This window comes from Micromonospora sagamiensis, from assembly GCF_014680085.1.
GTDB lineage: Bacteria > Actinomycetota > Actinomycetes > Mycobacteriales > Micromonosporaceae > Micromonospora > Micromonospora inyonensis.
Genome location: NZ_AP023438.1, coordinates 6,819,813 through 6,844,975, shown reverse-complemented (window position 1 = coordinate 6,844,975; position 25,163 = coordinate 6,819,813). Strand labels below are relative to the sequence as shown.

General features: G+C 72.5%; 24 protein-coding genes. 10 read left to right on the top strand and 14 right to left on the bottom strand.

What is annotated here, in order from left to right:
• Positions 1-206 precede the first annotated feature (206 nt).
• Together IGA62_RS29155 and IGA62_RS29150 are read right to left on the bottom strand one after the other, a co-directional pair.
• Positions 207-554, bottom strand: a complete 348-nt coding sequence (locus IGA62_RS29155) for a hypothetical protein (RefSeq protein ID WP_145817444.1) — start codon at positions 552-554, stop codon at positions 207-209.
• Between the two features lie 313 nt (positions 555-867).
• Positions 868-1,302 carry an ester cyclase gene (locus tag IGA62_RS29150; protein WP_145817446.1) on the bottom strand — a complete coding sequence of 145 codons (435 nt, stop codon included), beginning with the start codon at positions 1,300-1,302 and terminating at the stop codon, positions 868-870.
• A 185-nt stretch (positions 1,303-1,487) separates the two neighbouring features.
• Here IGA62_RS29150 and IGA62_RS29145 point away from each other — a divergent pair, with 185 nt between their 5' ends.
• Entirely contained in the window at positions 1,488-2,351 is an 864-nt protein-coding gene (locus IGA62_RS29145) for a MarR family winged helix-turn-helix transcriptional regulator (RefSeq protein ID WP_145817449.1), read from the top strand.
• A 133-nt stretch (positions 2,352-2,484) separates the two neighbouring features.
• Here the strand turns inward: IGA62_RS29145 and IGA62_RS29140 are convergent, their stop codons facing one another.
• From IGA62_RS29140 to IGA62_RS29110, 7 genes are all read right to left on the bottom strand, one after another.
• Positions 2,485-3,375 carry a helix-turn-helix domain-containing protein gene (locus IGA62_RS29140; protein WP_145817451.1) on the bottom strand — a complete coding sequence of 297 codons (891 nt, stop codon included), beginning with the start codon at positions 3,373-3,375 and terminating at the stop codon, positions 2,485-2,487.
• Between the two features lie 131 nt (positions 3,376-3,506).
• The gene (locus tag IGA62_RS29135; protein ID WP_145817453.1) at positions 3,507-6,701 is read right to left on the bottom strand and encodes an ATP-binding protein; all 3,195 of its coding nucleotides are present in this window, start codon (positions 6,699-6,701) and stop codon (positions 3,507-3,509) included.
• On the bottom strand, positions 6,698-7,462 hold the full coding sequence (locus tag IGA62_RS29130) for a hypothetical protein (protein ID WP_145817455.1): 765 nt from the start codon (positions 7,460-7,462) through the stop codon (positions 6,698-6,700). The genes IGA62_RS29135 and IGA62_RS29130 overlap by 4 nt, the downstream gene beginning before the upstream one ends.
• Positions 7,449-8,597: a DUF559 domain-containing protein gene (locus tag IGA62_RS29125; protein WP_190289233.1), complete on the bottom strand. Its 1,149-nt coding sequence runs from the start codon at positions 8,595-8,597 to the stop codon at positions 7,449-7,451. Before IGA62_RS29125 ends, IGA62_RS29130 begins: the two co-directional genes overlap by 14 nt.
• 198 nt (positions 8,598-8,795) lie before the next feature.
• Positions 8,796-9,929: a peptidoglycan recognition protein family protein gene (locus IGA62_RS29120; RefSeq protein ID WP_145817459.1), complete on the bottom strand. Its 1,134-nt coding sequence runs from the start codon at positions 9,927-9,929 to the stop codon at positions 8,796-8,798.
• Between the two features lie 319 nt (positions 9,930-10,248).
• Positions 10,249-10,575 (bottom strand): hypothetical protein, encoded by a 327-nt coding sequence (locus tag IGA62_RS29115; protein WP_145817461.1) that lies wholly within the window; start codon positions 10,573-10,575, stop codon positions 10,249-10,251.
• A gap of 344 nt (positions 10,576-10,919) precedes the next feature.
• Positions 10,920-11,387, bottom strand: coding sequence for a hypothetical protein (locus IGA62_RS29110; RefSeq protein ID WP_145817463.1), 468 nt, complete (start codon positions 11,385-11,387; stop codon positions 10,920-10,922).
• Between the two features lie 306 nt (positions 11,388-11,693).
• On the opposite strand from IGA62_RS29110, the gene IGA62_RS29105 reads away from it, so the two are divergent.
• Entirely contained in the window at positions 11,694-12,410 is a 717-nt protein-coding gene (locus IGA62_RS29105; RefSeq protein WP_145817465.1) for an SPFH domain-containing protein, read from the top strand.
• A gap of 67 nt (positions 12,411-12,477) precedes the next feature.
• Here IGA62_RS29105 and IGA62_RS29100 read toward each other — a convergent pair whose 3' ends face one another.
• Positions 12,478-12,897 (bottom strand): YchJ family protein, encoded by a 420-nt coding sequence (locus IGA62_RS29100; RefSeq protein WP_145817467.1) that lies wholly within the window; start codon positions 12,895-12,897, stop codon positions 12,478-12,480.
• Between the two features lie 70 nt (positions 12,898-12,967).
• Between IGA62_RS29100 and rnhA the strand changes: the two genes are divergently transcribed.
• A complete protein-coding gene (gene rnhA, locus IGA62_RS29095) occupies positions 12,968-13,462 on the top strand; it encodes a ribonuclease HI (RefSeq protein WP_145817469.1) in 495 nt (164 codons plus the stop codon).
• 24 nt (positions 13,463-13,486) lie between these two features.
• Here the strand turns inward: rnhA and IGA62_RS29090 are convergent, their stop codons facing one another.
• The gene (locus tag IGA62_RS29090; protein ID WP_145817471.1) at positions 13,487-13,720 is read right to left on the bottom strand and encodes a hypothetical protein; all 234 of its coding nucleotides are present in this window, start codon (positions 13,718-13,720) and stop codon (positions 13,487-13,489) included.
• A 692-nt stretch (positions 13,721-14,412) separates the two neighbouring features.
• Here IGA62_RS29090 and IGA62_RS29085 point away from each other — a divergent pair.
• From IGA62_RS29085 to IGA62_RS29065, 5 genes are read left to right on the top strand one after another with little or no spacing between them, the layout of a single operon-like run.
• On the top strand, positions 14,413-17,220 hold the full coding sequence (locus tag IGA62_RS29085; RefSeq protein WP_145817472.1) for a beta propeller repeat protein: 2,808 nt from the start codon (positions 14,413-14,415) through the stop codon (positions 17,218-17,220).
• A 31-nt stretch (positions 17,221-17,251) separates the two neighbouring features.
• Positions 17,252-18,103 (top strand): carbohydrate ABC transporter permease, encoded by an 852-nt coding sequence (locus tag IGA62_RS29080; protein ID WP_145817474.1) that lies wholly within the window; start codon positions 17,252-17,254, stop codon positions 18,101-18,103.
• A complete protein-coding gene (locus IGA62_RS29075) occupies positions 18,100-19,425 on the top strand; it encodes an ABC transporter substrate-binding protein (RefSeq protein ID WP_145817476.1) in 1,326 nt (441 codons plus the stop codon). The genes IGA62_RS29080 and IGA62_RS29075 overlap by 4 nt, the downstream gene beginning before the upstream one ends.
• Positions 19,422-20,471, top strand: coding sequence for an ABC transporter ATP-binding protein (locus IGA62_RS29070; protein ID WP_145817478.1), 1,050 nt, complete (start codon positions 19,422-19,424; stop codon positions 20,469-20,471). The genes IGA62_RS29075 and IGA62_RS29070 overlap by 4 nt, the downstream gene beginning before the upstream one ends.
• A 35-nt stretch (positions 20,472-20,506) precedes the next feature.
• On the top strand, positions 20,507-21,376 hold the full coding sequence (locus tag IGA62_RS29065; RefSeq protein ID WP_145821929.1) for a carbohydrate ABC transporter permease: 870 nt from the start codon (positions 20,507-20,509) through the stop codon (positions 21,374-21,376).
• Here IGA62_RS29065 and IGA62_RS29060 read toward each other — a convergent pair.
• Entirely contained in the window at positions 21,364-21,891 is a 528-nt protein-coding gene (locus IGA62_RS29060; protein WP_198501149.1) for a MarR family winged helix-turn-helix transcriptional regulator, read from the bottom strand. The two genes, IGA62_RS29065 and IGA62_RS29060, sit on opposite strands and share 13 nt — an antisense overlap.
• 107 nt (positions 21,892-21,998) lie before the next feature.
• On the opposite strand from IGA62_RS29060, the gene IGA62_RS29055 reads away from it, so the two are divergent.
• Entirely contained in the window at positions 21,999-22,562 is a 564-nt protein-coding gene (locus IGA62_RS29055; RefSeq protein WP_145817480.1) for an NADPH-dependent FMN reductase, read from the top strand.
• A gap of 172 nt (positions 22,563-22,734) precedes the next feature.
• Here IGA62_RS29055 and IGA62_RS29050 read toward each other — a convergent pair whose 3' ends face one another.
• On the bottom strand, positions 22,735-23,925 hold the full coding sequence (locus IGA62_RS29050; RefSeq protein WP_198501148.1) for a spore photoproduct lyase family protein: 1,191 nt from the start codon (positions 23,923-23,925) through the stop codon (positions 22,735-22,737).
• Positions 23,926-24,022: 97 nt separating this feature from the next.
• Between IGA62_RS29050 and IGA62_RS29045 the strand changes: the two genes are divergently transcribed.
• Positions 24,023-24,403, top strand: coding sequence for a nuclear transport factor 2 family protein (locus IGA62_RS29045; protein WP_091461261.1), 381 nt, complete (start codon positions 24,023-24,025; stop codon positions 24,401-24,403).
• 31 nt (positions 24,404-24,434) lie between these two features.
• On the opposite strand, the gene IGA62_RS29040 is transcribed toward IGA62_RS29045, so the two are convergent.
• On the bottom strand, positions 24,435-25,154 hold the full coding sequence (locus IGA62_RS29040) for a TetR family transcriptional regulator (RefSeq protein ID WP_145817482.1): 720 nt from the start codon (positions 25,152-25,154) through the stop codon (positions 24,435-24,437).
• Positions 25,155-25,163 lie beyond the last annotated feature (9 nt).

Below are 25,163 nucleotides of genomic sequence, written 5' to 3'. Positions count from 1 at the left end.
CCGGACAGGAGGGGGAGCGGGCAATCAGTCATTGCGATCGCGGCCTCGACCCTACTAAAACCAGAGGTCAATTGCTATTTTCGTGGAATTCCCATGAGGTGTTACAAAGTGGTCGGCGAGGCCAGTACAAAAATCGTTGGCTTGTCGACGCGCCGATGATGCTCGGCTGCTGGGCGCCGTGGCCGGGCCTGCGTGCGATGGCGGGATCAGTGCCGGCTGGAGGGGCAGTGGAACCGCACGTCCGCGCTGGCGGTCTCCCCGCTGCTGGTCACCGTCACCCGTACCACGTTGTCCGTGTACGCCCAGCAGTACCCGTCGCCCAGCGGGCCCTGACTGAGCAGGAACACCGCGTTCGGCGTCAGTGACCGCCACGAGTAGGAGTAACTGCCGGTGCCGCCGGAAGCCGACGCGGAACACTCGAAATCCCGCGTCGCACCGAAGCCGAAATCAGCCTCGCAGTAACCACTGACGGTCAGCGAGGAGGCGGCTGCCGGGACGGCGCTCATCGTGACGCCCAGTGCGGTGACCGCCGCGCCGACGGCAACCCTGGTCAACAGGCCCATGGTCATCCATTTCGATATGAGTCGATGTGAGGTGACTCTATCGGAAGCGCTGCTGGCGGGTCGCTGCTCCGGGCAGCGGTCACTTGCACGCGACGGCGTGGGTGGTCGCGCCGGGATCCAGCCGTACGGGTGCCGCGTCGGTGCGCGGTCGGGGTCGGGTGACCCGGTCGCGAAAGCGGGGAGGCGGGACGCGCGGAACCTCGGTTACTCGGGGGCGTGCTCCCCATCAGACACACCGCGCGCCGCTCGCCAGCCTGATTGTGGTGGTGCGGTGGTCAGGGTCCGGACACCACGGGTTGGGTCGTCAGGCGAGTCCGAGCTGCTTCATGAAGGTGGTGAGGTCGTAGAAGAGGTTCTCTTCGGCGATCCGCCCCTCGGCCCAGCGGGCCACGGTGCAGAAGTCGATCTCGAACGACTTGCCGGTGGGAGGGATCTCCTTGCCGTCCGGGCCCGGCATCGGCCCGGTCATGGTGCCGGTCCAACGGGCGATCGAGCAGGTCCAGTCACCCGAGCCGAACAGCACCTTGTACGGCCGGTTGTCCAGGTGCTGGTCGGGGAACGCCCGGAACACCGCGAGCGACTCGGTGACGTGATCGTGTTGACCGCGCGTTGCCGGTTTGCCGGGCCACCGCACCACCACGTTCTCGTGGTGACGGCTCTGGAACGTGTCCACGTCCTGGGCGTTCCACGCGTCGTCGAGCGTCTGCATCAGCTCCAGGTTCTGCTGCTCGGATCCCACCTGCTACTCCTGCCCTGATCGGAACTCAGTGCTCACCGTAGGCGGGGTCGTGGTCAGCGTTGCCGGGTCGCCGGGGCCGTCACCCGATCGTCGGCGGGTCGTCCGGCGAACGCGCCGACGGCTGCGGGTCGTGGACATCCGCGCGCCCGACAATTGTCTGACCCCGGTCAGATAATCTCGACGGAGTGGAGACTGACCTGATCGAGCGGGTACGCGACTTCAACCGCTTCTACACCGAGCGCTTGGGCCTGCTCACCGATCACTACCTCGGCCTCGACCGCCCACTCGGGCCGTCCCGGCTGCTCTGGGAGATCGGGGACCGCGCTGCCGTTCGCGAGCTGCGCGACCGCCTCGGTCTCGACACCGGCTATCTGAGCCGGCTGCTCCGGTCCCTCGAGGAGCAGGGCCTGGTGCGCGTCGTCCCGCACCCCGCCGACGGTCGGGCCCGGATCGCCGAACTCACCGATGCCGGCCGACGGGAACGCGGGGTCCTCGACGACCGGTCTCGTGCCGGTGCCGCCGCCCTGCTCGGCGAGCTCAGTCCAGGCCAGCAGGAGGAGCTGGTGGCCGCCCAGCAACAGATCCGGCGGCTGCTCCGGCTGGCGACGGTCACGATCACCCCGGTCGCGGCGGACGACCCGCAGGCCTGGTGGTGCCTGCGCCGTTACGCAGCCGAGCTGGCCGAACGCTTCCCGGAAGGGTACGACGAGGCGACGTTGACCCCGCCCGAGGACCTGGACGGGAGCCTCCTGCTCGCCCGCGAGCACGGCAGACCCGCCGGGTGCGGGGCGTGGGTCCGACTGGCCCCCGGTGTCGGGGAGATCCGCCACCTGTGGACCGACGCCACCTGCCGGGGTCTCGGCCTGGGCCGACGCCTCCTGGAACGCCTGGAAGCCGACGCCGTCGCGCACGGCGTGGGCACCGTCCGGCTGGGGACCCACCGCTCGCTCGGCGAGGCGATCGCGCTGTACCGAGGCAGCGGATACCAGGAGGTCGCTTCCTACAGCCCGTCGCCGTACAACCAGCTCTGCTTCGAAAAGCGGCTCTGATCGCGCAAGCTGTCCCCCGTCCGACGGCGCCCGAGGCGCACCGCTCGCTGCCGCCCCTCGCCCGGCTGCCGCCCGGCGGGTCGCCGCCGAGCGGTGCCCAGCCCCTGCCTGTCGTCGCCGTCCGTTGCGGCGTTCAGTCGTGCCGCAGTTCCCCGATGATCTTCTTCATCAGGTCGACGGAATCGCCCTCGTCGAGCGCGAGCCGGTCGATGCCCTGCCAGGTCTGCTCGTAGGCGGCCAGGTCGTCGGGCTTGTCGAGGTAGAACGCGCCGGTGAGCGACTCGCTGTAGACCACCGACGGTTCGGCCGCGGTCCGGCCGCCCCGGGCCGCCGGGAAGTCCAGGATCACGAAGGAGCCGGCCGCCGCGCCCGGTGGCGGCCCGGCGGCCAGCGGGAGGACGCGGATGGACACGTTGGGCAGGGCGCCGATGTCGATGAGCCGCTGGAGTTGCATCGTCATCGGCGCCGACCCGCCGACGACACGCCGTAGCACCGCCTCGGAGAGGATCTGTCGCACCCGGGGCGCGGCGGGCGTGGCACGGGCCAACAGTGACTGCCGGTGCATGCGGAACTCGACCGCACGCCCCCGTTCCTCCTCGCTCGCCTGTGGCCGGTTGAGTCGGTGGATTTCCTGCGCGTACTCGCGGGTCTGGAACAGGTCGGGGATCAGCGACTCCTCGTGACAGCGCAGCTGGTCGGCGGCGGACTCCAGGCCGACGTACAGCTCGAACCAACTCGGCACCACGTCGCCGTACGTGTGCCACCAGCCCTTGGAACGGGTCTCGACGGCCAGCGCCCGCATCGTCTCGGTCATCTCCGACGACACCCCGTACAGCTCGCACATCGCCTTGACGTCGAGCACCCGGACCGATCCCATCCCGGACTCGATACGCCAGATCTTCTGCCGGCTGTATTCGAGTGCCTCGGCGGCGGCGTCGAGAGTCACGCCCGCCTCGGTGCGGAACTGGCGCAGCAGCCGACCGAGCTGTCGACGCGGCACGGTCGACCCGATGTCTTCCGGCATCCGGATACTCCTTGATTCTGTCTGGCGACACTGAGTAACGTTGCCCTGCAACGTGTATAGGCTCGGGAAAGGTAAGTCAAGACGCGCTGCCACGACGCAGCGACGGAGTGTCGTGCTGGTGCGCCGAGCTGTCATCGCGAACGGTCGATCACCTCCTCCGGGGTGAGCGGTGCGGGCGGATGGTGGGTCAGGCACATCGGCGTCCGCACCTTCACGAACGAGAAGCCCTCCCCGGCGGCGTAGAACTCACCACTGCCGAGCAGTCCGATGTCCGGCAGCCGGCCGCCCTTGGCGTGGGCGAGTCCCCGGGCCGCCTCGATCTGCGCGGGGGAGTTCAACAGCCCGAAGAACTGGGTGGTCGCGTTACCGGCGATCTGGTTGTGCAGCCCCTTCGGCGCCTGGGTGGCGAAGACCAGGCCCAACCCGTACTTGCGGGCCTGCGAGGCGAGCGCGATCGAGCTGGCCGTGCACGGTGTGTGCCCGGTCGACGGGGCGAGGGTCTGCGCCTCGTCCATCACGAACAGCCCGCCCAGCGGCCGGTCCCCGGCCGGGTGCCGGCGGATCCAGGCGAACAGCGCCATCTGGAGCTGGTTGACGAAGCTCTGCCGCTGCGGGTCCGAGACTAGGCCGACGAAGCTGATCACCGACACCCGGGCCCGTCGACCCGCCGACGGGGTGAGCAGTGTGCCCGGGTCGGCCGGGGTGCCGGCGCCCCCGAACAGCGGGTCGGTCACCATCGCCGCCTTCAGCGTCTCGGCCGCCTCGTGGGCCAGCTTGTCGGCGCGGGCCATCCGGCTGACCCCGTCGGGCAGGGCGGCGAGGAACTCGGTGAAGCCGGGCAGGCCCACCAGGCCGCTGCGCGCGTACGCCTGCAACGCCTCGGTCAGCACCGCCTTGCCCTGCTGGGCGAGCTTCGTCGGGCCGGCCACCCCGGCGCGGGGCGCGAGTGCCTCGATCGTCGACCGGATCGCCTGGTCGAACTCGTCGGGGGAGTCCCGCAGCGGGGTGAAGTCGGGCAGCGGTTGGAAGCTCAGCGGCCGGCCGGCGGTGACCCGGGGCGTCCAGACCACCACCTCGGTCTGCTCCAGGTAGTCCCGGGCCCGCTCCTCGTCGCCGGGGAGCCAGCCGGCCGGTGGGCGCGGCCAGGGGTCGCCCAGCCGGGCGAGGTCGTTGTTCGGGTCCAGCACGATCGCCGAGACCCCCTGCCGGGCGCACTCCTCGACCAGGCGGCGGATCAGCACCGTCTTGCCGGATCCGGAGCCGGCGAAGACCACGCTGTGCCGACGGAGGGCGGCGAGATCCATCTCGAACGGACGGGCACCGTCCACCGTGTGTCCGAGCCGTACGGTGCGGGCGGCGTCGGTGCTCGCCCCCGCGCTGTCTGCCGATGGCTGCCCGTTGCCCGTCGGTGGGGCGGCCGGCGCGGGAGCATCGGGTCCGGCCGGGCGGTGTCCGTTCCCCGCCGGCCCGACCTCGGGCGGCCCGTCCGTCCGGCCGCCGCCCGGGTCGCCCAGCACCGCCCCGAACAGCGCGGTGCCGCTGGCCGGCCGCCGGGCGAGCAGCCAGTCCGGGTACGCCGGGTCGCCCTCGGCGGCCAGCGTCCGCAGCGCGGCCAGGGTTCGCAGGTCGGCCCCGCTGACCGCGTGGGTGACGCCGCCGGCGGCGTGGAACGCGTCGAGCACCTCGGTGGTACGCCGGCCGCTCGGCCACGGGCCGTTGCGCAGCAGCACCAGTCGCCGCTGCGGCACCGCCCGGTCCAGTCCCGCCAACGTGCAGGCGGCCCGGATCCGGCTGAGCACGGCGACCGCGTTGCGGCTGGCGATCGCGCGGAAACACCAGTGCGCCTCGTTCTCGGTGGCCTCGTCGAGCACCTCGACCAGTCGGCCGTGCAGCGCCGGCTTCCGCCCCGGCGGCGGGTCGTGCCGGTACGTCGCGCCGGTCGTCGCCTGCTCGCCGATCCAGGCGGCGAGACCGGCTCCGAGAAGCTCCGGCATCCGGGTGTCCTCGCTGGTCGGGTCCAGCGCGTCGTCGACGTGGGCCGTCCGCACCAGCTCGGCGAAGCGCTCGTCGAGCCGTTCCAGCCCGGCCCGGGCGGGCCGGACGGGGGTCGGCTGCGGCGTGCGGCCGGTCGCCGGCACGTCGATCAGCCGGGTCAGCTCGGTGACCTCGTCGCGGTCCCGGCAGGCCGTGACGTGCCGGTCGACCCGGCGCAGCAGGGCCCGTGGGGTGAGGTTCGGCGCGTCCGCGAAGGCGTCCGGCGCGATCGGCCAGGTCGGGTGGGGCGGGGTGAAGCGCAGTTCCCGGAACGCGGCGGTGAACCGCTTCTCGACCAGTGCCCGTCCGATCTCGGGGCTGGGAATGCGGTCGGGCAGGAGGGCGAGACGGAACCGGTCGGTGACCGGGGTGGGCGCGCTGCGGGTCAGCAGATCCCAGGTGTCGGGCAGGCAGGAGAGCACGGTCAGGGTGCGACGGGTGACGTCGCGCAGGGTCAGCAGCCCGTCGGCGACCGGCCCGACCGTCCGGGCGTGCGCGTCCTCCAGCCCCTCGTGCCGGTCGAGCATCGACGTGCTGGTCTGCGCGAAGAGCGTGTCGAGCTGGTCGACGGCGATGACCGTGGGCTCCAGGGTCAACGCGGTCAGCCGGGAGATGTCCTGGACGATCTGCTGGGGCGAGCGGACCGCCCCACCGAGTCCCCAGAACGCCCGGGCGGCAGGGTCCCCGGGCTCGGAGATCAGGTGGGCGTACCCGACGTCCTGGGCCTCGTAGTCGAGCGAGCCGTGCAGCACCAGCGCCCGCGCGGTGTCCTGCGCGTCCCGACCCACCTCCCGGTCGTAGCCGCGCAGGGCGCGGACGAAGGTGTCCAGGTCGGCGCGGGTGACCGGGCGGCGGCCGGCGACCGCGTCCCGCACCTCGGCGGGGATGCCGAGCTGGGCGGTGAGTCGGCGCAGGAGGGTGGTGAGCTGGGTGCCCCAGCCGATGGCGTCGCGCCCCATCCCCTCCACCAGGGCGAGCGCGACGCTCTCCCAGAACGTCCTTCCGTTGATCATGCTGACCAGGAAGAAGTAGCCGCCCCGGCGCTGGATCTGGTCGCGTACCGCGCCGAGCAGGTGGGTCTTGCCCGAGCCGGCGCGCCCCTGCATCGCCACGCCGAGGGGCTGGCCGGCGTCGGCGGTCCGTGCCCGCCCCACACCGTGCAGGATCTCCCGGACCACCCGTTCGTGCAGCTCCGGCACGTCGTAGGGGGAGGGGCGCCAGACGTCGTCGGGGGTGGCCGCCGGGTTGAAGCTCAGCACCTCCAGGGCGGCCCGTTCCGTCGCGCCGATCATGCCGGCCCGATCGACAGCGCGTGGTTCTCCTCGTCCCCGATGAGCACGGCCGCCGCCCGGTCCCGGGGGGTCAGTGACTTGGAGTTGGCCAACGGGATGATCCGGACGTCGTCGTGACGCACCAGGGCACGCAGCGCGGCGTCCACCACCTCCCGGTCGTACTCGTCGAGCAGCTCGCGCAGGTCGGCCAGGCCGACCCACGCCCCCGGGGTGACCGCCAGCTCCCGGTACGCCGTCCGCACCAGGGCCTGCGCGTCACCGGTGGCGGATTCGACCGTAGTGGGCTCGTCGGCCGCAGCCGTCGGGGCGGCGGTGCCGTTCGGGGTCGTGGTGCCGCTCGTCGCGGGGACGGCGGTGGTGTCGTCGTCCCCGGTAGGGGAGTCGGCATCCGCGCCGGAGGCGTCCTGCCGGAAGAAGTCGGCCTGGCTGACCCGCAGCCGCTCCAGTCCCCGGTCGAGGTTGGTCAGGACGGTGAGCAGCGACCGGGTGGCCGAGCCGCTCTGCCGGGGCGGACGGGCGGTGTGCAGCCGCCGGGCGACGTGCCAACCGTGCTCGGTCAGCTCGTGGGAGAAGGGCCGCTGCGTCCGGTCGGTGCTGACCAGCCCGAGCTTCACCAGCTTGGCGTTGTCCGCGCCGGTGAGCGCGAAGCCGGCCAGGTCCCGCAGCTCCGTGTTGGTCAGCTCGCGCGCCTCGGCCATCAGCACGACCAGCGCGTTGATCTGGTTCGGCGTCAGCTGGGGCAGGGCGTCAGCGGTCGGCATGGTGCCTCGTCTCCTCGTCTCGCACGGTGGCCGGGCGTCGTCCGGCCAGCAGGTCCCGGATGGTGCCCAGCACGGCGTCCACGTCGGAGAGCACCTGGTCGTTGGTGAACCGCAGCACGTCGTACCCGAGCAGTTGCAGTTGGGCGTCCCGGTGCCGGTCGTCGGCGTAGCGCAGCCGCTCCCGGTGCTCCGGACCGTCCACCTCCACCACCAGTCCCTCCACCGGCCAGAACAGGTCGAGGCGGTACGGCCGGGCCAGGGTGTGCCAGGTCAGGGTGTGGTTCCACCGGCGTCCGTACGCCCAGCGGTGGCGGGCGAGGGCCCGCTCCAGGGCCTGTTCGGCGGCGCTGTCGGCGCGCGGCAGGCCGGACATCGGCGGCACCCGCAGCGTGGGCGCCGACGGCGGCTCCGCGTCGGTCGGCGCGGGTCGGTCCGGCGGGCACCCGGCGGTCGGGTCCGTCGGCGGGTCGACGGGCTCGGCGGCGAGCCGGGTCAGCGCTCCGGGCAGGGTGATCCGCACCGTGCGGACCCGGTCCACCGCGCGCAGTTCCGCCCCGGCCAGCCAGACCGCGCACCGGCCGTGCTGGACGAACCACTCGGCGGCGGCGGTGAGGGCGTGCTCGTCGGCGGGGGTGAGCCGGTCGGGCACCCGGACCAGCAGGACGACCGACCGACGGTGGTAGGCGTCGGCGAGGACCCGCACGAGTCCGGCGGCTCGCACCTCCGCCGGGAAGCGGGTGCCGGCGGCGGGTCGTCGGTCGGTCGTCCCGCCGTCGACGGCGCGCTCGGCCAGGTCGGCCAGGAACGGGCCGAAGCCGGGGGACCGCGCGGCCACCCCGGCGGCCAGGGCGCGCACCGCCGCGGTGCCGAGCACGCCGGAGCCGTCGAGCCGGTCGGCTCCGGGCAGCCACCGGGGGAACAGCGCGACGGCGGCCCGGTCGGCCGCGTCGAGCAGCGTCGCCACCTGGGCGGCGGCGGACAACCCGGTCACCGGCGTGAACCGCACCACCGCCGGGGCGTCGACGGGCAGCGGGTCCAGGGCGAGGTCGACCAGTTGCGGGTCCGCTCCGGCCAGCTGGCTGACCCGGTACGCCGGCAGCCGGGTCCACCATGGACCGTCCACCGTGTACGTCATGTCGTGACGATACGTCCGCGTCCGGATGCGTGCGGTGGCACCCCGGGCCGTGGTGCGTGCCCGGCGGCGGACGTCTGCGTCCCGTCCACCGCCGGGCGTTCCCCCACCGCCAGGCGTGCGCTCCGGATCCGCCCGGCAGGATCGAGGCCGACCCGGACCGGGCACGCCGGTCGAGGTCGGTCGAACGGGACCGGCGGGTCAGTCCTGCCGGAACGACTGGCGGACGACGCCGCCGACGACCGCGCACCAGGTGCTGGTGTCGACCTTGCCGTGGTCGGGCAGGCCGTGCAGTCGCTGGAGGTCCTGGAGCGCCTGCTTGGTCACCCAGTCGTACTCGCCGGTGATCGTGACGTCGGCGTACCCCTTGACGTTGAGGATGTACTGCACCGCGCTGATCGGCATGCCGGTCGCGTCCCGGTCCAGTTCCGGGGCGAGGGTCTCCCACGTCGGGCCGGTGAGGGTGGCGTCGACGTCGACCGGGATGCCGTTGCGTGCCTGCCAGTCCTGCACGGCGGCCACCGTGGCGGCGTCGAAGGCGCCGCTGACGCCGACCGGATAGCCCCGGAACGCGAGCAGGTACTGGGCGACCCGGACCACCGGCCCGCCGACGAAGCGCCAGATGTCCGGCCACCGCCGGGCCGGCACGTCGGCCAGGTCGGTGCCGAGCGCCGCGAAGACCCGTCGCCGGAGGGTGGGGAACTCCCGGTAGAACATCGCCCCGGGGCAGAGGGTGGCGCGGAAGTCCCAGTGGCCGAAGATGTCGTGGGCGTGCAGCCCGTACCGCTGGCAGATCGTGGTGCAGAGCTTGACCAGGGAGTCGAGCAGCGCCTGCGGGGGCGTCTCGGTGACGTAGGTGCCCTCGTTCTCGATGCCGATGGAGCGGCCGTTCTCGCCGGGGCAGTGCGCGGAGATCATCTGTCGCTCGCCGGCCCGGAGGGTGTCCAGGCTGCCCCGCCGTCCCTCCAGGACGTACCCGCCCCGGCTGACGGTGAAGTGCTGGCCGGTGTCGGACCAGCCGTTGCCGTCCATGTGCAGGTCCTGGCAGCGCTTGGCCAGCCGGATGGCCTGCTCCTGCGAGTAGTCCGTGGTGTTCGGGAACGCCATGTGGTGAACGATGATCTTGTTGGTGGGGATGGCGCTGACCGCCAGCGGGTCCCGGGGTGGCCGGGCTCCCCACTCGTCGCAGCCGAGGATCCAGTCCAGGTCGTCGCCCGGCTCGGCCCGCGCGGCCGACGGCAGCGCGAGCTCGCTCCCGACCACCGCGACCGCCGCCGCGCCGAGGCCGGCCCGGAGCAGGGTACGGCGATCCAGTTCTGGGTTGTCGAAGATCATGGCTTCTCCCTCGGCCAGCCGGCGACGGCACGACGGATGTAAAGGAACTCCACAACCCTCGCGCGCAATGGAGAATATTGCCGACCTGCCGACAGCGCCAGTACCCGGTCGTACCTACGCGACCGGTGGGTGCCACCACTTCGGGATTGCTGGGGGGATGCGTGTCGTCATGGGCGTCTGGGACCGGCCGGCGCGGCCAGGGATCTGTTCGGGCCGGACCGGTCGGGTCACCGACTGGCGGGACGGGGTGACGGGGCGCCGAGGGTCGCCGTCACGGCGCCGTCCGGCCCGGACGGCCCGCTGCGCTGACCGGTGGGGCTCAGGCCGCCCGCAGTCCCGATCCCGGCAGCCGCCGGGGTAGGCGTACGTCCTCGGAGGAGCCGTCGTCCGGGGCGACCGTCGTGAACTCCCCGGACCGGTCGGTGGCCGGGCCGTCCTGCCGGGCCAGGCGCATCGCCCGGTCCGCGTGCCGCAGGGCCGGGCACGGTCCGGGCTCGTCGGGGCAGCCGAGGTTCCCACACCGGCCGGACGCGTCGAGCTGGTGGGCGCGCGCCACGTCGAAGCCGAGTCGCCACAGCAGCGGGTCGGTCACGTCGTCCGGCAGGGCGGCCTGTCGGCTCGGGTGATGGTGGGAGGCGCTGGGCACGGGGACCCCTTTCGTCGACGTCGACCTGATGGTTCACCAACTCAGCCGACGCTAAACCCCACGCGCACCATGGGTGCTGCGAGCCGAATCACCGACCTGAGTGGGGGCGCAGATCCACGACCTCCCGGTTCTGGTCCTCCCCACCCGCAGTCTGTCCCATCTGTTGAGGAGCCTCGTGCACGACGCCAAGGGGCGGTGGCGTGCCTCAACGCCGCAGCCAACGATGGATCCTGCTCAGGGTCGGCCACCCGGCCGGCGGCTCTCTCCGCCGCGTACTCCTCCAACCCGACCTCGATGACACGGGCCAGGCCGGCACGGTCCACGGCGCGACAGGGGCTTTCCAGTCAGTTGTCGAACCAGAACACGATGCGCACATTCTCCGGTGCGCCCAGCTTGCCCAGCAGGTCGAGCCGGGTGAAGTACCAGTCGCCGAGAAAGTCCCGAACCGTCGTCACCTGCGGGTTACCGTCACCGTCGTTCCACTGGTCGGTGAACGTCTGGTCGTAGTCGAACGCCAACAGCTCGGCCAGAGTCAGCCAGCTGTGGGTGTGCCCGTCGACGTCCCAGTCGTCGCTCTTGGCTTGCAGTTCCGGTGACACGTCGGCGGGCAGGCCGCGCGGCCCGGCGATGACCGGCGCTTCGGAGTAGTTCCGGACGTCGGCCAGAAACCCGAAAAGGCGGTAGCTGTGGACACGGTCGAAAGGGCAGTGCCGGCCTTTGGGGCGTTCGTTGTCGGGGAAGGCGTCATCTCCGGCGTAGGTCCAGGCGCCGTTGGTGCGGGTCTCGGCGTAGGCGTGGATGTCGGTTCCCATGGGGAAGCCCTTCGGGTCGGGTGGGGTCAGGCCAGGTGGCGGGCGGTGCTGCCGGGCGTGGGGTCGGCGGAGTTCCGCCGCAGTGCGGGTCCACTGTGGCGGCGATACGTCATGATGCCGCATTTGACGATGCGTACTCGTGCGACCGTGCTGGCCACGAAGGGCGGCGTGTGGAGAGGCTCTTCCGCCCTCGGACCAGGTGAGTCCGCCGTCGCTGACCGGCGCGGGGCGGAGCCGCAGGAGTGGCCGGCGGCGCAACGGGTAACCGGCGGCCCGGGAGCGGGCCTGCCGGAACCGGAGGGGTACATGGAAGCCGTCGTCGTCGGCCTGACCGTCGCCGTCCTGGTGACGGTCCTGCTGGTGGCGAGCGTCCGGGTGGTCCAGCAGCACCAGCGTGGCGTGGTCTTCCGGTTCGGTCGGGTGCGGGACCGCGTCCGTCAGCCCGGCCTGCACCTGATCGTGCCGGTCGCCGACCGGATGGTGCGGGTGAACGTGCAGACCGTGGTGACGCAGGTTCTCGCGCAGAGCGCGATCACCCGGGACAACGTGCCGCTCACCGTCGACGTGGTCGTCCGGCACCGGGTGGTCGACCCGGTGAAGGCGCTGGTCCACGTGCGGGACTACCCGTCGGCCCTGCTCCAGGTGACGCAGACCGCGCTGCGGTCGGTGCTCGGCGGAGCGGAACTCGACACCGTCATCGGTGACCGGGAGCGGGTCAACGCCGCGCTGAGCGCCGCCGTCGACGCGTCGACCGGGCACCCCTGGGGCGTGCTCGTCGAGCGGGTGGAGGTGCGGGACGTGATCCTGCCCGAGTCGTTGGCGCGGTCCCTGTGCCGCCAGGCCGAGGCGGAACGGGAGCGGCGGGCGCGGGTGACCGCCGCCGACGGCGAGGCCCAGGCGTCCCGCCGGATCGCCGACGCGTCCGCCGCCGTGACCCGGACGCCGGGGGAGACCATCCGGCTCGTCCCCGGCCGGGGCGACGGGCGTCGGCCGGGGGGTGTGCCCGACCCGGCGACCGGGTAGCGGCCCCGCCGCCGTGCGGGCCGGCCCCGCCCGCCGAGGGCGGGCCACCGCCCGCCCGGTGCCGGGGTCACTCGTCGTCGGTCAGCCCGTCGAGGTAGACCCACTCCCCGTCCTCGCGGTGGAACCGGCTGCGTTCGTGCAGCGCGCCGGGGCGCCCACGGTCCCGGTAGTGGGCCCGGAACTCCACCGTTCCGGTGGTGTCGAAGAGGCCGCCCCGTTCCGTGGCGAGCACCTCGAGCCGGGTCCACCGCAGCCGGGGGTCGAGGGTCAGCCCCGCCGGCCGGGTCCGCGGATGCCAGCTGCGCAGCAGGTGGTCGACGTCGCCGACGACGAAGGCGGAGAACCGGGACCGCATGAGCGCCTCGGCCGTCGCCGCGCTGGTCTCGGCGCGGTGCAGCGGCCCGCAGCACCCGCCGTAGTCGCGCCCCGTGCCGCACGGGCACGCCGAGGTGTCCGTCGTCTTCCGTGCCGTCCCGCGCCCGCCCACCGGGCCATTCTGTCCGAGCGGTCCGCCGTGCCGGACACCGGGCGTCGGACCGGACGGTAGGTTGCCGGGCATGGTGGAGACGACGGTCGACCCGGGCGGGGCGACGACCGGCCGGGTCGTGGAGATCTGGACCGACGGGGCGTGCAGCGGGAACCCGGGACCGGGTGGGTGGGGCGCGGTGCTGCGCTACGGTGCCCACGAACGGGAGATCAGTGGTGGTGAGTCGACCGCGACGACCAACAACCGGATGGAGCTGATGGCCGCCATCCAGGCCCTGGAGAGCCTCACCCGCCCGGTCACCGTACGGATCCACACCGACAGCACCTACGTGCGCAACGGCATCACCGGCTGGCTCGCCTCCTGGAAACGCAACGGGTGGCTCACCGCCGCCCGGCAGCCGGTGAAGAACGCCGACCTGTGGCAGCGGCTGGAGGCCGCCTGCGGCCGGCACGAGGTGACCTGGCACTGGGTGAAGGGCCACAGCGGGCACCCGGAGAACGAGCGGGCCGACGCGCTGGCCAACCGGGGCATGACCGAGGCCCGGTCGGGCAGCCGGTCGGGCTGATCCGCCCCGGCCGACGGGGCCGGTCTACTCGTACCGGGCCGGGTCGGCGCTGCCGGAGACGTCGTCGACGTCGTAGCCGGCCCGGCTGGTCGTGGTCGCCGGTCGGCCCTCACCGGGCACCGGCCCGCTGTCCAGGTCGTCCCCGGTGTCGTCGGTGCTCCGCAACGAGTCGCCCGGCGGCCGGAGCGACGCCTCGTGAGCGGTGGTGCCGTCCAATTCGTCGGTGGCCGCGCGGTCCGCGCGCTTGTCGGTGCTCATGCCGCACTCCTGCCCGCGCCGTCGCGGCGCAAACGTCGACCGGTCGTCCGACGACGCGGACCGTGCCAGCCGCCGTCTGCGCCGGTCGTCACTCCCGATGTCGTCCTCGTCGGCTGTTCCCGCCGCTGTGGCGCGGAAACCACCGGACGTGCCGACCGATGGTGCCGCCGCCGGTCGTACGCCGGTCGTCCCGCGACGTTCGACCATTCGGCTGACAACGAAATCGCGTGGTGATTGTGCGGGGATCGGCGGCGATATCGAATCGTTGCGAATGCCTGACAACCAATCACGGCGTTATCGGAACGATTCATTCGTGGACCGGAAAGAGCATTACCGTCGTCGACGGGAAGTGATGCCGCATCCGGTTTCCCGCGAGCCCCCGGGGCAGGCCGACAGAGGAGGCGTCGGCCTGCCCCGGGCCGGTCTCCGGCCCGCCGAGTCCGTCGGCCAGTTCGTCGACGACCGCGATTCGGGGATAGTTTTCATAACGGTTTGGCCTGAGGCGCCCGTACCCCGGGTGGCGGCACCTGCTCCCACCTGCGGCGGAGCGGCCAGCGCCGACGATCCGCCGAGCCGGGGCCACCGGGGCGGGGGATTGTCTGCCGAGATGCCCTCTGGGATCCTCCACACCGGACGCTGCCAGTGACGTTCGCCAGTCCGGCACCGCACTGGGGCGGCAGGAGGGACCCCTCGTGAAGCGCAGACGTCGCCACCTGTTCGTAGGACTCGCGGTCGCGGCCCTGGTGGCCACGACCGGCGCCGCGGGCATCCACCTGGCGGGTGCCGAGGTCGCACCCGTCGCCGCCCCCGGCGGCGGGGAGATGCCCGGCCGGCTGGGCGCCCACCTCCAGCGACTGCACCAGTCCGTGCCGGGCAACACCGGCATGGCCCCCGAAGGCCCGGGGTACGCCGCCCAGCAGGAGTTCCTGGAACGGGCCTACCCGGCGACCGGCATCACCGTCGCCCAGATGGACCGGTCGCGGGACGCGTACGCCAAGGCCGAGCGGCGCACCGCGACGGCGCGCGGCGGCACGACCAACCGGTGGACGAACATCGGCCCCAGCGAGGCGCTCTACCCGTTCACCGAGTTCCGCAACTCGTCGAACTACGTGCCGAACGAGTACGTCGCCGGCGGTCGGGTCACCTCGATGGACATCGCCCCGGACTGCAAGCCGCTGCTGTGCCGCGCCTACGCCACCCCGGCCGGCGGCGGGGTGTGGGGCACGCTGAACGTCCTCGCCCCGCAGCCCAACTGGATCTACCTCGGCGGCCCGCTCGGCATCAACGCCGCCGGCGCGGTCGTCATCGACCGCAACGACCCGACCGGCCTGACCGTCTACGTCGGCACCGGCGAGGCGAACACCTGCGCCTCCGGCTGCGTCGCGGGCGTCGGCCTGTACAAGTCCACCAACGGTGGCCTGACCTGGCAGGGGCCGCTCGGCAAGGACTCCCTCGCGGGCAAGGGGATCGGCGAGATCACCATCAAGCCGGGCGACCCGAAGACCCTCTACGTCGCCACCACCACCGCGCTGCGCGGCATGTCCGGCTCCTGCTGCACCGGCGGCACCCGCCCGGTGCCGGACGCCGCGAAGTGGGGCCTCTACAAGTCCACCGACGGCGGTCGGCGGTGGACGTTCCTGCACAACGGCTCGGCCGACGCCACCGAGTGCTCCGGCAGCGCCGCCGAGTACGGCAACACCACCGCCTGCTCGCCGCGCGGGGTCCGCTACGTCAAGCTCGACCCGCGTGACCCGCAGGTCGTCTACGCCTCCTCGTACGCCCGGGGGGTCTGGCGTTCGCCGGACGGCGGTGCCACCTGGACGCAGATCAAGGAGTCGCTGAACCGGGCGGTCTTCCAGACCCGCGCCGCGATCGACGTCACCGCGCTGCCGAACGGCAAGACCCGGATGTACGTCTACGAGGGCAACATCGGCAACCCGTACTCGCGGCTGTCCCGCAGCGACGACGTGGCCGGCGCGTCCCCGACCTTCACCGACCTGACCAGCTCCAACCCGGCCGACCCGGGCTTCGCCACCTACAACCAGTGCACCGGCCAGTGCTGGTACGACGTGTTCGTGCACACCCCGAAGGGCCACCCGGACATCGTCTACACCGGCGGGTCGTACGTCTACGGCGAGACCGTGGCCAACAAGCGCGCGGTGGTGCTCTCCACCGACGCCGGGGTCAGCGGCACCGACATGACCTTCGACGGCACCGACGAGGTGCACCCGAACGGCATGCACCCCGACCAGCACGCGCTCGTCACCAACCCGCGCAACCCGTACCAGTTCTTCGAGGCCGGCGACGGCGGCATGGTCCGCTCCGACGGCCAGTTCGTGGACCGCTCGGCGTGGTGCGACAACCCGGACCGTGGTCTGGTCACCGACGCCCAGAAGGCCCGCTGCAAGCAGATGCTCTCCCGGATCCCGGCCAAGCTGGAGGGGATCAACAAGGGCATGACGACGTTGCAGTACATCGGCCTCTCGGTGAGCCCGCACGACCACACCCTGTTGCAGGGCGGCACCCAGGACAACGGCACCTGGGAGAACAAGGGCCAGCGCAACACCTGGGTCAACACCATGATCGGTGACGGCGGCGCCTCCGGCTTCGACGTCGGCAAGCCCGAGTTCCGCTTCCACACCTTCTACGACGCCAGCCCCGAGGTGAACTTCGCGGGCGGGGACGTCGGCAGCTGGATCTCGGTCTCCGACCCGATCTTCGGCCACCCGGGCACGCTCTTCTACGCCCCGCACATCAGTGACCCGAAGGTCAGCGGCACCATGTTCGCCGGCACCGGCCGCACGGTCTACCGCACCAAGACCTTCGGCCTGGGCGACCGGAGCGTCGAGGAGGCGAACCGGATCTGCAACACCTGGACCGGCACGTACGAGGCCCAGTGCGGTGACTGGGTGGAGCTGGGCACCACCCGGCTCACCGACGCCGCCTGGGGTGACCGGGTCGGCGGCGCGGTCTCGGCGATCGAGCGGGTCGCGACCGACACGTCGACCGCGTACGCGGCCACCAGCACCGGTCGGGTCTTCGTCAGCCACAACGTGGACGCCGAGCCGGCGTCAGCGGTGACCTGGACCCGGATCGACACGGCGAACACCCCGAACCGCTTCGTCACCAGCATCCACGTCGACCCGGCCAACCCGAGTCGCATGTGGATCTCCTACAGCGGCTTCGGCTCGAACACCCCGACCACCCCGGGGCACCTGTTCGAGGTGACCGTCGCCGGTGCCGGAGCCACCTGGGCCGACCGGTCGTACGACTTCGGCGACCAGCCGGCCACCGACCTGGTGCGCGACGACGTGACCGGCGACCTGTACGCGTCCACCGACTTCGGTGTGCTGCGGCTGGCCAGCGGCTCCACCAGTTGGGTCTCCGCCGCCGCCGGTATGCCGAACGTGGAGGTCGCCGGGCTGACCGTCGTACCCGGCAAGCGGATCCTCTACGCCGCCTCGCACGGGCTCGGCGCCTGGCAGCTCACCCTCCGCTAGGCGGTAGACGATCATCAGTGGCAACAACCGGGTGCGGGGTCGCGGACGCGGCCCCGCACCGCTGCCCGAGGGGGCGCTGCGCGTCTGGCATACCCTCGGCGCGGCCTTCGTCCTCCTGGTCTTCGTGCCCCCGCTGGTGCTGCTGGTCTCCGGCTCGCTGACCCAGCCCGGCCTGCCCCCGGCGCCGACGCCCCAGCTGGTGCCGGATCCGCTCGCCACGGTCGGCTACGAGCAGGCCGTCGCGCTGGGTGGGCTGCTGCGGGCATCGCTCAACTCGGTCCTGGTCGCGGTGGTCGCCGTGCCGCTGAGCGTGCTGGTCGCCTCGCTGGCCGGGTTCGCGATGGCCCGCCTCGCCCCGCGTACCACCGGCACCGTGGTCGCGGCCTCCCTGGTGGCGCTGATGGTGCCGGCCACCGCGCTGCTGGTGCCGCGCTTCGCGATCTTCCGGGTGCTCGGGCTGACCGACACCCTGGTCCCGCTGGTCGCCCCGGCGCTGGTCGGCACCTCCCCGCTCTACGTCCTGGTCTACTATCTGGCGTTCCGGGCGCTACCGGCGGAGTTGTACGACGCCTGCCTGGTGGAGGACCTGAGCCCGGTGCGGACGTGGTGGCGGATGGCCCTGCCGATGGTCCGCCCGGTGACCGCCGGCCTGACCGCGTTGACCTTTGTGCTCACCTGGTCCAACTTCCTCGATCCGCTGGTCTACGTCTACGACCGGGACCTGTTCACCCTGCCGCTGGCGCTGCGCTCGCTGTCGGTGCTGGACCCGACGAACTTCCCGGTGTTCCTGGCCGGCGCGGTCGTCGCCACGGTGCCGGCGCTGGTGGTGTTCGTCCTCGCCCAGCGGCGCTTCCTGCACACCCCCGATCGGAACGGACGATGATGCGACCGAAGGCGCTGCTCGCGCTGCTGCTGTCCACCCTGCTGCTCGCCACCGGCTGCGGTGCCGGCTCCGGCTCGTCCGACGGCGGGCCGGTGCGGTTGCTGGTCTTCGGCGCGCCGGAGGAACTCGCCGCCTACCGCACCCTGATCACGGCGTACGAGAAGGCGCGGCCCGGCTCGCGGGTGCAGCTCGTCGAGGCCAGCGACCGCAAGGACCTGCTGGCCCGGCTGGCCACCTCGGTCGCCGGGGGCGCGCCGCCGGACCTGTTCCTGATGAACTACCGCTTCTACGGCCAGTTCGCCGCCAAGGGCGTGATCGAACCGCTCGACGACCGGATCGCCGGCTCGCAGGAGCTCGACCGGGCCGACTACTACCCGGTGGCGATGGACGCCTTCACGTGGAACGGCAAGCAGCTCTGCCTGCCGCAGAACGTCTCCAGCCTGGCCGTCTACTACAACCGGACGCTGTTCGCGAAGTACGGCGTGCCCGAGCCGAAGGCGGGTTGGACCTGGAACGACATGGTGCAGACCGCCACGATGATGACCCGCGCCGCCAACGGCGCGGTGATCAAGGGAACCGAGAGCGAGGGCGCGGCACTCCGGCCGGTGGTGCACGGGCTCGGCGTCGAACCGTCGATCATCCGGCTCGCCCCGTTCGTCTGGTCGGCGGGCGGTGAGATCGTCGACGACCCGGCGAAGCCGACCCGGCTGACCCTGGACGGCCCGGCCGCCCGGGAGGCGCTGAAGAACCTGGTCGACCTGCGCCAGGCGTACGGGGTGACCCCCACCGACGAGGAGGTGGAGGCCGAGGACGACGAGTCCCGCTTCGCCAACGGCCGGCTGGCCATGCTGATGACCTCCCGGCGGGCCACCACGAACTTCCGTACCGTCACCGGCTTCGAGTGGGACGTCGCCCCGCTGCCGGTCTACCGGCAGCCGGTGGGGGTGCTGCACTCCGACGCGTACTGCATGCCGACCGGCGCGAAGAACAAGGCCGCCGCGTGGCGCTTCCTGGAGTTCGCCATCGCCGAGGAGGGGCAGCGGATCATCGCGGCGACCGGACGGACCGTCCCCTCGCACGTCGAGGTGGCCAACTCGACGGCGTTCCTCGACCCGACGCAGCCGCCCCGTAACGCGAAGGTCTTCCTGGACGCCATCCCCACGGTCCGGGCCCTGCCGACCGTCTCCACCTGGCCGGAGATCGAGGACGTCAGCTACGGCATCCTGGAGAACGCCATGTTCCGCGGGGACCGCCTCGACGACGTGATCCGCCAGCTCGACACCGAGACCCGGCCGATCTTCGCCCGGGGCGAGCAGGGGTGAGCGCGGCGGGTCTCGCCCTGGCCGGCGTCTCGGCCGCGTACCGGGGCACCGAGGTGCTGCACGACGTCGACCTCGACGTCGCGCGCGGGGAACTGCTGGTGGTGCTCGGCCCCTCCGGGGCGGGCAAGTCCACCGTGCTACGGGTGGTCGCCGGCCTGGAACCGGTCACCGCCGGGCGGGTGCTGATCGCCGGACGGGACGTCACCGCCCTGCGGCCGGGGCGACGCGACGTCTCCATGGTGTTCCAGTCGTACGCCCTCTTTCCGCACCTGACGGTCGCCGAGAACATCGCCTTCGGCCTGGAGGTGCGCGACGTGCCCCGCACCGCGGCGCGGGAGCGGGCGCGGGCGGCGGCCGAGACGGTCGGCTGTGCCGAACTGCTCGGCCGCCGCCCCGGCCAGCTCTCCGGCGGGGAGCGGCAGCGGGTGGCGCTGGCCCGCGCGCTGGTCCGGGAACCGGCCGTGTTCCTGCTCGACGAGCCGCTGTCCAACCTCGACCAGGCGCTGCGGGTGGAGATGCGTACCGAGCTGCGTGCCCTGCACGACCGGCTCGGCGCGACCATGGTGCACGTCACCCACGACCAGACCGAGGCGCTGGTGCTCGCCGACCGCATCGCCGTGCTCCGGGACGGCCGGGTCGAACAGGTGGGCACCCCGGACGAGATCTGGCGTCGCCCGGCGAGCGTCTTCGTGGCCCGGTTCGTCGGCTCTCCGGCGATGAACCTGCTGCCGGCCGGCGCGCTCACCCCGGCCGGCGACGCGCCGCCGCTGCCGGCGACCGGTCGGCAACTCGGCTTCCGGCCGGAGGCGGTCACCCTGACCGACCCGGCGTCGGACGGTGACGGCGGCCCGGCGGTGACCGACCGGGTCGAGGTGGTCGGCGAGGACGCCTACGCGTACCTGACCCTGCCGGGTGGGCATCCGGTGGTCGCCCGGGTCCCGGCGGCCCGGCGGCCCGCGCCCGGCTCGGCCGTCCGGGTCACCGTGCGCTGGTCGGACGTGCACGTCTTCGACGCCGCCTCCGGCCAGCGGGTCGACCCGGCGTGACCCCGGACACCCGTTCCCGCCGGCAGCTGCGGCTGATGCTGGCGCCGTACCTGGTCGGCCTGGTCGGTCTGGTGCTGCTGCCGGCCGCGGTCACCCTGGTTCTCGCGTTCACCGAGTACGACCTGCTGCGCGCGCCGCGCTTCGTCGGCTGGGACAACGTCACCGAGCTGGTCGGCGACCCGGTGTTCCGGGTGTCACTGCTCAACTCCCTGGTGTTCGCCCTGGTGGCGGTGCCGCTGCGGCTGCTGCTGGCGCTGGGCCTGGCGCTGCTGCTGCACCGGCGCGGCCCGGCCGTCGGCTCGGCCCGTACCGCGGCGGTGCTGCCCACGGCGGTGCCGGAGATCGCGTACGGGCTGCTCTGGCTCTGGCTGCTCAACCCGCTCTACGGTCCGATCAACCAGGTGCTCCGGCTCGGCGGGGAGAACGGGTTGACCGTGCTCGGGCGGACCCCGCCGCAGTGGCTCACTGATCCGACCGACGCGCGGGCGGCGATCATCCTGATGAGCCTGTTCACCATCGGGGAGACCTTCGTGGTGCTGCTCGCCGCCCGCCGGGCGCTACCCGCCGACGTCTACGAGATGGCGGCCATCGAGGACGCCACCGGCTGGGACGTGTTCCGCCGGATCACGCTTCCGCTGATGACCCCGGTGCTGGCGCTGCTGCTGATCCGGGACGCGATCGGCAGCCTCCAGTTCTCCTTCGTCCCCGCGTTCGTGGTGACCGACGGTGGCCCGCCCCCGTACGCCACCACCTACCTGTCGCTCTTCGTCTACCGCAACGCCTTCGAGTACCTCCGGTACGGCTACGCGTCGGCGGCGACCCTGGTGATGATCCTGCTGACCGTGGCGGCGGTGGTGCTCCAGTGGCGGCTGATCCGGCGGTACCGGGGCTTCTACGGCGTGTGACCCGGCTGGCTCGGGTCGGTCGGGTCGGTGCCGACCGGCGTCTCCGGGCACGGTACGTCGGTGGCGAAGCGCTCCAGCGCGGCGGTGAACGCGGCCAGGTCCGCCGTGGGCAGGTGGTCGAAGACGTGCCGCCGTACGCTCGCCAGATGGACGGGCCAGGCCTGGCGCAGCCGGTCGAAGCCGGCGTCGGTGAGCACGGCGTGGTAGCCGCGCCGGTCGCTCGGGCAGCGTTGCCGGCGGACCAGGCTCTGCGCTTCGAGGCGGTCGACGATCCGGCTCGTCCCGCTGAGGGACAGTGCGCCGGCGGTGGCCAGGTCGTTCATCCGCAGCCGCCGGTCGGGTGCCTCGGAGAGGAGGCGGAGCACGGTGTACTCGCTCATCGACATGCCCTGCTCCCGTAGCAGGTCCGCGTCGAAGGCCCGGGGGACGGTGATGATCGTCCGCGCGAAGGCGCGGAGGAAGGCCTCCTCGTCGGCGGTCAGCGGGCCCTGCCGGGGCAACTCGTCGGGGGTCACGTTCGCCACCCTACTTGCTTGACAAAGCAAGTACCACCCTGTTTGCTTGACGCGGCAAATACGAGGTCGGTTCGCCCGGCCGCTCCGAGTGTGCAGGAGACTTCCTCATGACCCGCATCGGGATCATCATTGGCAGCACCCGTCCCGGCCGCAACGGCGAGCAGGTCGCCAAGTGGGTGTTCGACATCGCCGCGCGCCGTGACGACGCCGAGTTCGAGCTGGTCGACCTGGCCGACTACCCGCTGCCGCACCTGGACGAGGCGATCCCGGCGTCGTTCGGGCAGTACCAGAAGGAGCACACCCGTCGGTGGGCTGCCAAGATCGCCTCGTTCGACGGCTTCGTGATCGTCACGCCGGAGTACAACCACAGCACCTCCGGCGTGCTGAAGAACGCCATCGACTACCTCTTCGCCGAGTGGAACAACAAGGCCGTCGGCTTCGTCTCCTACGGCTCGGCCGGCGGTGCCCGCGCCGTCGAGCACCTGCGGCTGATCGCCGGTGAACTCAAGATGGCCGACGTCCGCCAGCAGGTCGTGCTCTCGCTGATGACCGAGTTCGAGAACTTCAGCGTCTTCAAGCCCGGCGACTACAACCTCCCCGCGGTGAACACCCTCCTCGACGAGGTCGTCGCCTGGAGCAAGGCGCTCGCTCCGCTGCGCGCCACCGCCTGATCCACCCGTCCGGACGCGGGGCCGCCGATCGCGGTGGCCCCGCGTTGCCCGTCCCACCGAACGGCACGCGGGTCGGCGGGGTCCGCTGAGGACGTCACGACGCCGGGGGTGATCGGCCGGACACGGGATTGCCGACGTGTCGACGGCCGTCGCGGAGTGCATCGAGGGCGGATCAGGTCCAGTAGAGCATCCGGGCGGCGGGCACCCTGGCGGCCAGTTCCCGCTCGAACCAGGTGCGCAGCTCGGTTATCGTGTCGGGCTGGTACACGTACTTCACCGCGCCGAACCGGCCGAACTTGCGGCGGCGGGACTGCTCGTCCATCTCCAGACGGGTGCGGGGATACCAGCCGAGCAGCACCTCCTTGCTGCCGGGCGTGAACCGGTGCGTGATCAGCTCAGCGGTGAGGTCCAGCCGGTCGACCCCGGCCACGGCCGCCCGGACCCGGTCGAGCAGCACGCCGTAGTGCTCCCGCCAGTCCGGGGCGGGCATGATCGGGGCGATGGTCAGCCCGACCGGGTAGCCGTCGAGCGCCAGCCTGCGCAGAGCGTCGAGCCGCTCCGGCACGGTCGCGGTGCCGCCTTCCAGCCGGTCGCTGATCGGCGCGGCGTTGACGCTGAACCGCACCCGCGTGCGCCGGGCGTGCGGCAGACCCACGAACGTGTCCACGTCGGCGTATTTCGTGGTCCAGCGCAACTGCACGGGCGCGTCCCAGGCTCCGAAGTGCTCCACCGCCCGGCGCCAACTGCCGGTGAGATGCTCCAGCGCGAGTGGGTCGGTGTAGCAGGACGCCTCGAACGTCGTGCCCTCACCGGCCCGGTCGGTGCTGCGACTGGTCACCGTTCCCCGGCCCACGTAGTCGGCCAGTCCGGCGAGGATGTCGTCGAGATCGGCGTAGACCCGGGTCACCGGGGGGCCGGAGAGGGAGCCGGCGAGATAGCAGTACTGGCAGTGCGCCGGGCAGCCCTCGGCCAGGTCCGCCCGCCAGTCCGCACTCGGCGCGATCGACTGCAACGCCCGCCGCGACGGCGGGCTGACCACGATGGCCAGGGTCGATTTCGCCCGCGCGTACGTCTCCCGCTCGGTCTCGCCACGCACACCGACCAGTCGGTTGGCGCGTAACCGCTCGACCTCGATGCCGAGTCCCTCGATCCGGTCGACGATCCGGTGCCCGTGCGGATGGTCGACCGCGGCGGGGGTGACGACCACCCGGCGGGGCGTCCAGCGCCGGGCCGGCCGGGCGGGTGGGGCCAGCCCGGTGAGGTCACGGGTCGGCACCTGCTCACCGCTGGCGTCGTGCGCTGCCGCGGGTACGTGCGCGGCGAGCGGCTCCTCGACGTCCACGGCGTCGTGATCCGGCTTCACCCGGCCCGGGTACCCGTTGCCGCTCCGACCGCACCTGGTCGTGCGCCGCGCGTCGAAAACCGCCCTGCCGGCCGGGGCGAGCCGCGATGATGGGGGCATGACCGTGGATCTCCGGGCGCGCACCGCGCGTGAGGTACTCGACGACCACCTGCGCCTCGCCGCCGAGGGGCGGTTCGCCGAGGACATCGAGCGCAACGTCGCGCCGGACTGCGTGGTCCTGGAGCGGCGGGGCGTGTTCCGGGGGCGCGACGGTGCCCGCACCCTGGCCCGGTGGCTGGGGGAGGAACTGCCGGACGCCCGCTACACGTACACGAACGTGCTGGTGGAGGGGCGGGTCGGTTTCCTGGAGTGGACCGCCGAGGCCGCCGGCTTCCAGGTCCTCGACGGTGCCGACTCCTTCCTCGTCGAGGACGGTTGGATCGTCGCGCAGACCGTCCACTACACGGTGGAACCGATGCCGGGCCTCAGCGTCTCATAACCGTCTCAGAAGTGTCGCACAAAGCGACTCACTATTCGTCGCCCAGGTGTCGGTAGACGGTGGCCCGGGAGACGCCCAGGGCGGCGGCGATCTCCTCGACCGAGTGTCTGCCGGCCGCGTGCATCCGCCGGGCGGTGGCGATCTGACCGCTGCTCATCGCCCGGGGCCGGCCCGGCCGGCGGGGGCCGGTCGGCACCTCGGGGGCGGGCGGGCCGTCCAGCAGCCGGTGCACCCCGTCGAGCATGTCCGCGCGCAGCACGTCCGGGGGGACGTCGAGGAAGAAGACCACCGGGTCGGAGCACATGGCGATCGCCTGGCTGGCCCGGATCCGGTCCCGCCGGTCGCCGTGCGGCCCGGCGACGATCTCGTTCGCCCGCAGCGCGAACTGCACCAGTCGTTGGTACGTGGGACCACGGGCGACAAGTGCCATGTCGTGGAAGAGCATGCCCAGCGGCCGGCGGTGCGCGAGCATGGTGTCCACGAACCCCTCGAGCAGGGCCCACCGGCCCCGCTCCGGCGGCAGGCCGCCGGCCGCCGCCAGCAGTGCCTCCAGGTCGGTCAGCAGCGGCTCGACCAGGGCCGCGAGCAGGTCCTCCTTCGTGGGGAAGTGGTAGAGGATGGCCGCCTTGGTCAGCCGTAGCCGCTCGGCGATCTCGCGCAGCGAGGTGCGTTGGTAGCCGCGCGCGGAGAAGAGGTCCAGTGCGGTGCGCAGAATCCTGCCCCGGGTGTCGCCCGGATCCTCGTCCGCCACGGTCGCCAG

Coding starts and splice junctions, on each gene's coding strand:
- IGA62_RS29140 (WP_145817451.1), bottom strand. CDS start 3,375: ATGCCGGAAGACATCGGGTCGACCGTGCCGCGTCGACAGCTCGGTCGG.
- IGA62_RS29135 (WP_145817453.1), bottom strand. CDS start 6,701: ATGATCGGCGCGACGGAACGGGCCGCCCTGGAGGTGCTGAGCTTCAAC.
- IGA62_RS29130 (WP_145817455.1), bottom strand. CDS start 7,462: ATGCCGACCGCTGACGCCCTGCCCCAGCTGACGCCGAACCAGATCAAC.
- IGA62_RS29125 (WP_190289233.1), bottom strand. CDS start 8,597: ATGACGTACACGGTGGACGGTCCATGGTGGACCCGGCTGCCGGCGTAC.
- IGA62_RS29120 (WP_145817459.1), bottom strand. CDS start 9,929: ATGATCTTCGACAACCCAGAACTGGATCGCCGTACCCTGCTCCGGGCC.
- IGA62_RS29110 (WP_145817463.1), bottom strand. CDS start 11,387: ATGGGAACCGACATCCACGCCTACGCCGAGACCCGCACCAACGGCGCC.
- IGA62_RS29105 (WP_145817465.1), top strand. CDS start 11,694: ATGGAAGCCGTCGTCGTCGGCCTGACCGTCGCCGTCCTGGTGACGGTC.
- rnhA (WP_145817469.1), top strand. CDS start 12,968: ATGGTGGAGACGACGGTCGACCCGGGCGGGGCGACGACCGGCCGGGTC.
- IGA62_RS29090 (WP_145817471.1), bottom strand. CDS start 13,720: ATGAGCACCGACAAGCGCGCGGACCGCGCGGCCACCGACGAATTGGAC.
- IGA62_RS29075 (WP_145817476.1), top strand. CDS start 18,100: ATGATGCGACCGAAGGCGCTGCTCGCGCTGCTGCTGTCCACCCTGCTG.
- IGA62_RS29065 (WP_145821929.1), top strand. CDS start 20,507: ATGCTGGCGCCGTACCTGGTCGGCCTGGTCGGTCTGGTGCTGCTGCCG.
- IGA62_RS29055 (WP_145817480.1), top strand. CDS start 21,999: ATGACCCGCATCGGGATCATCATTGGCAGCACCCGTCCCGGCCGCAAC.
- IGA62_RS29045 (WP_091461261.1), top strand. CDS start 24,023: ATGACCGTGGATCTCCGGGCGCGCACCGCGCGTGAGGTACTCGACGAC.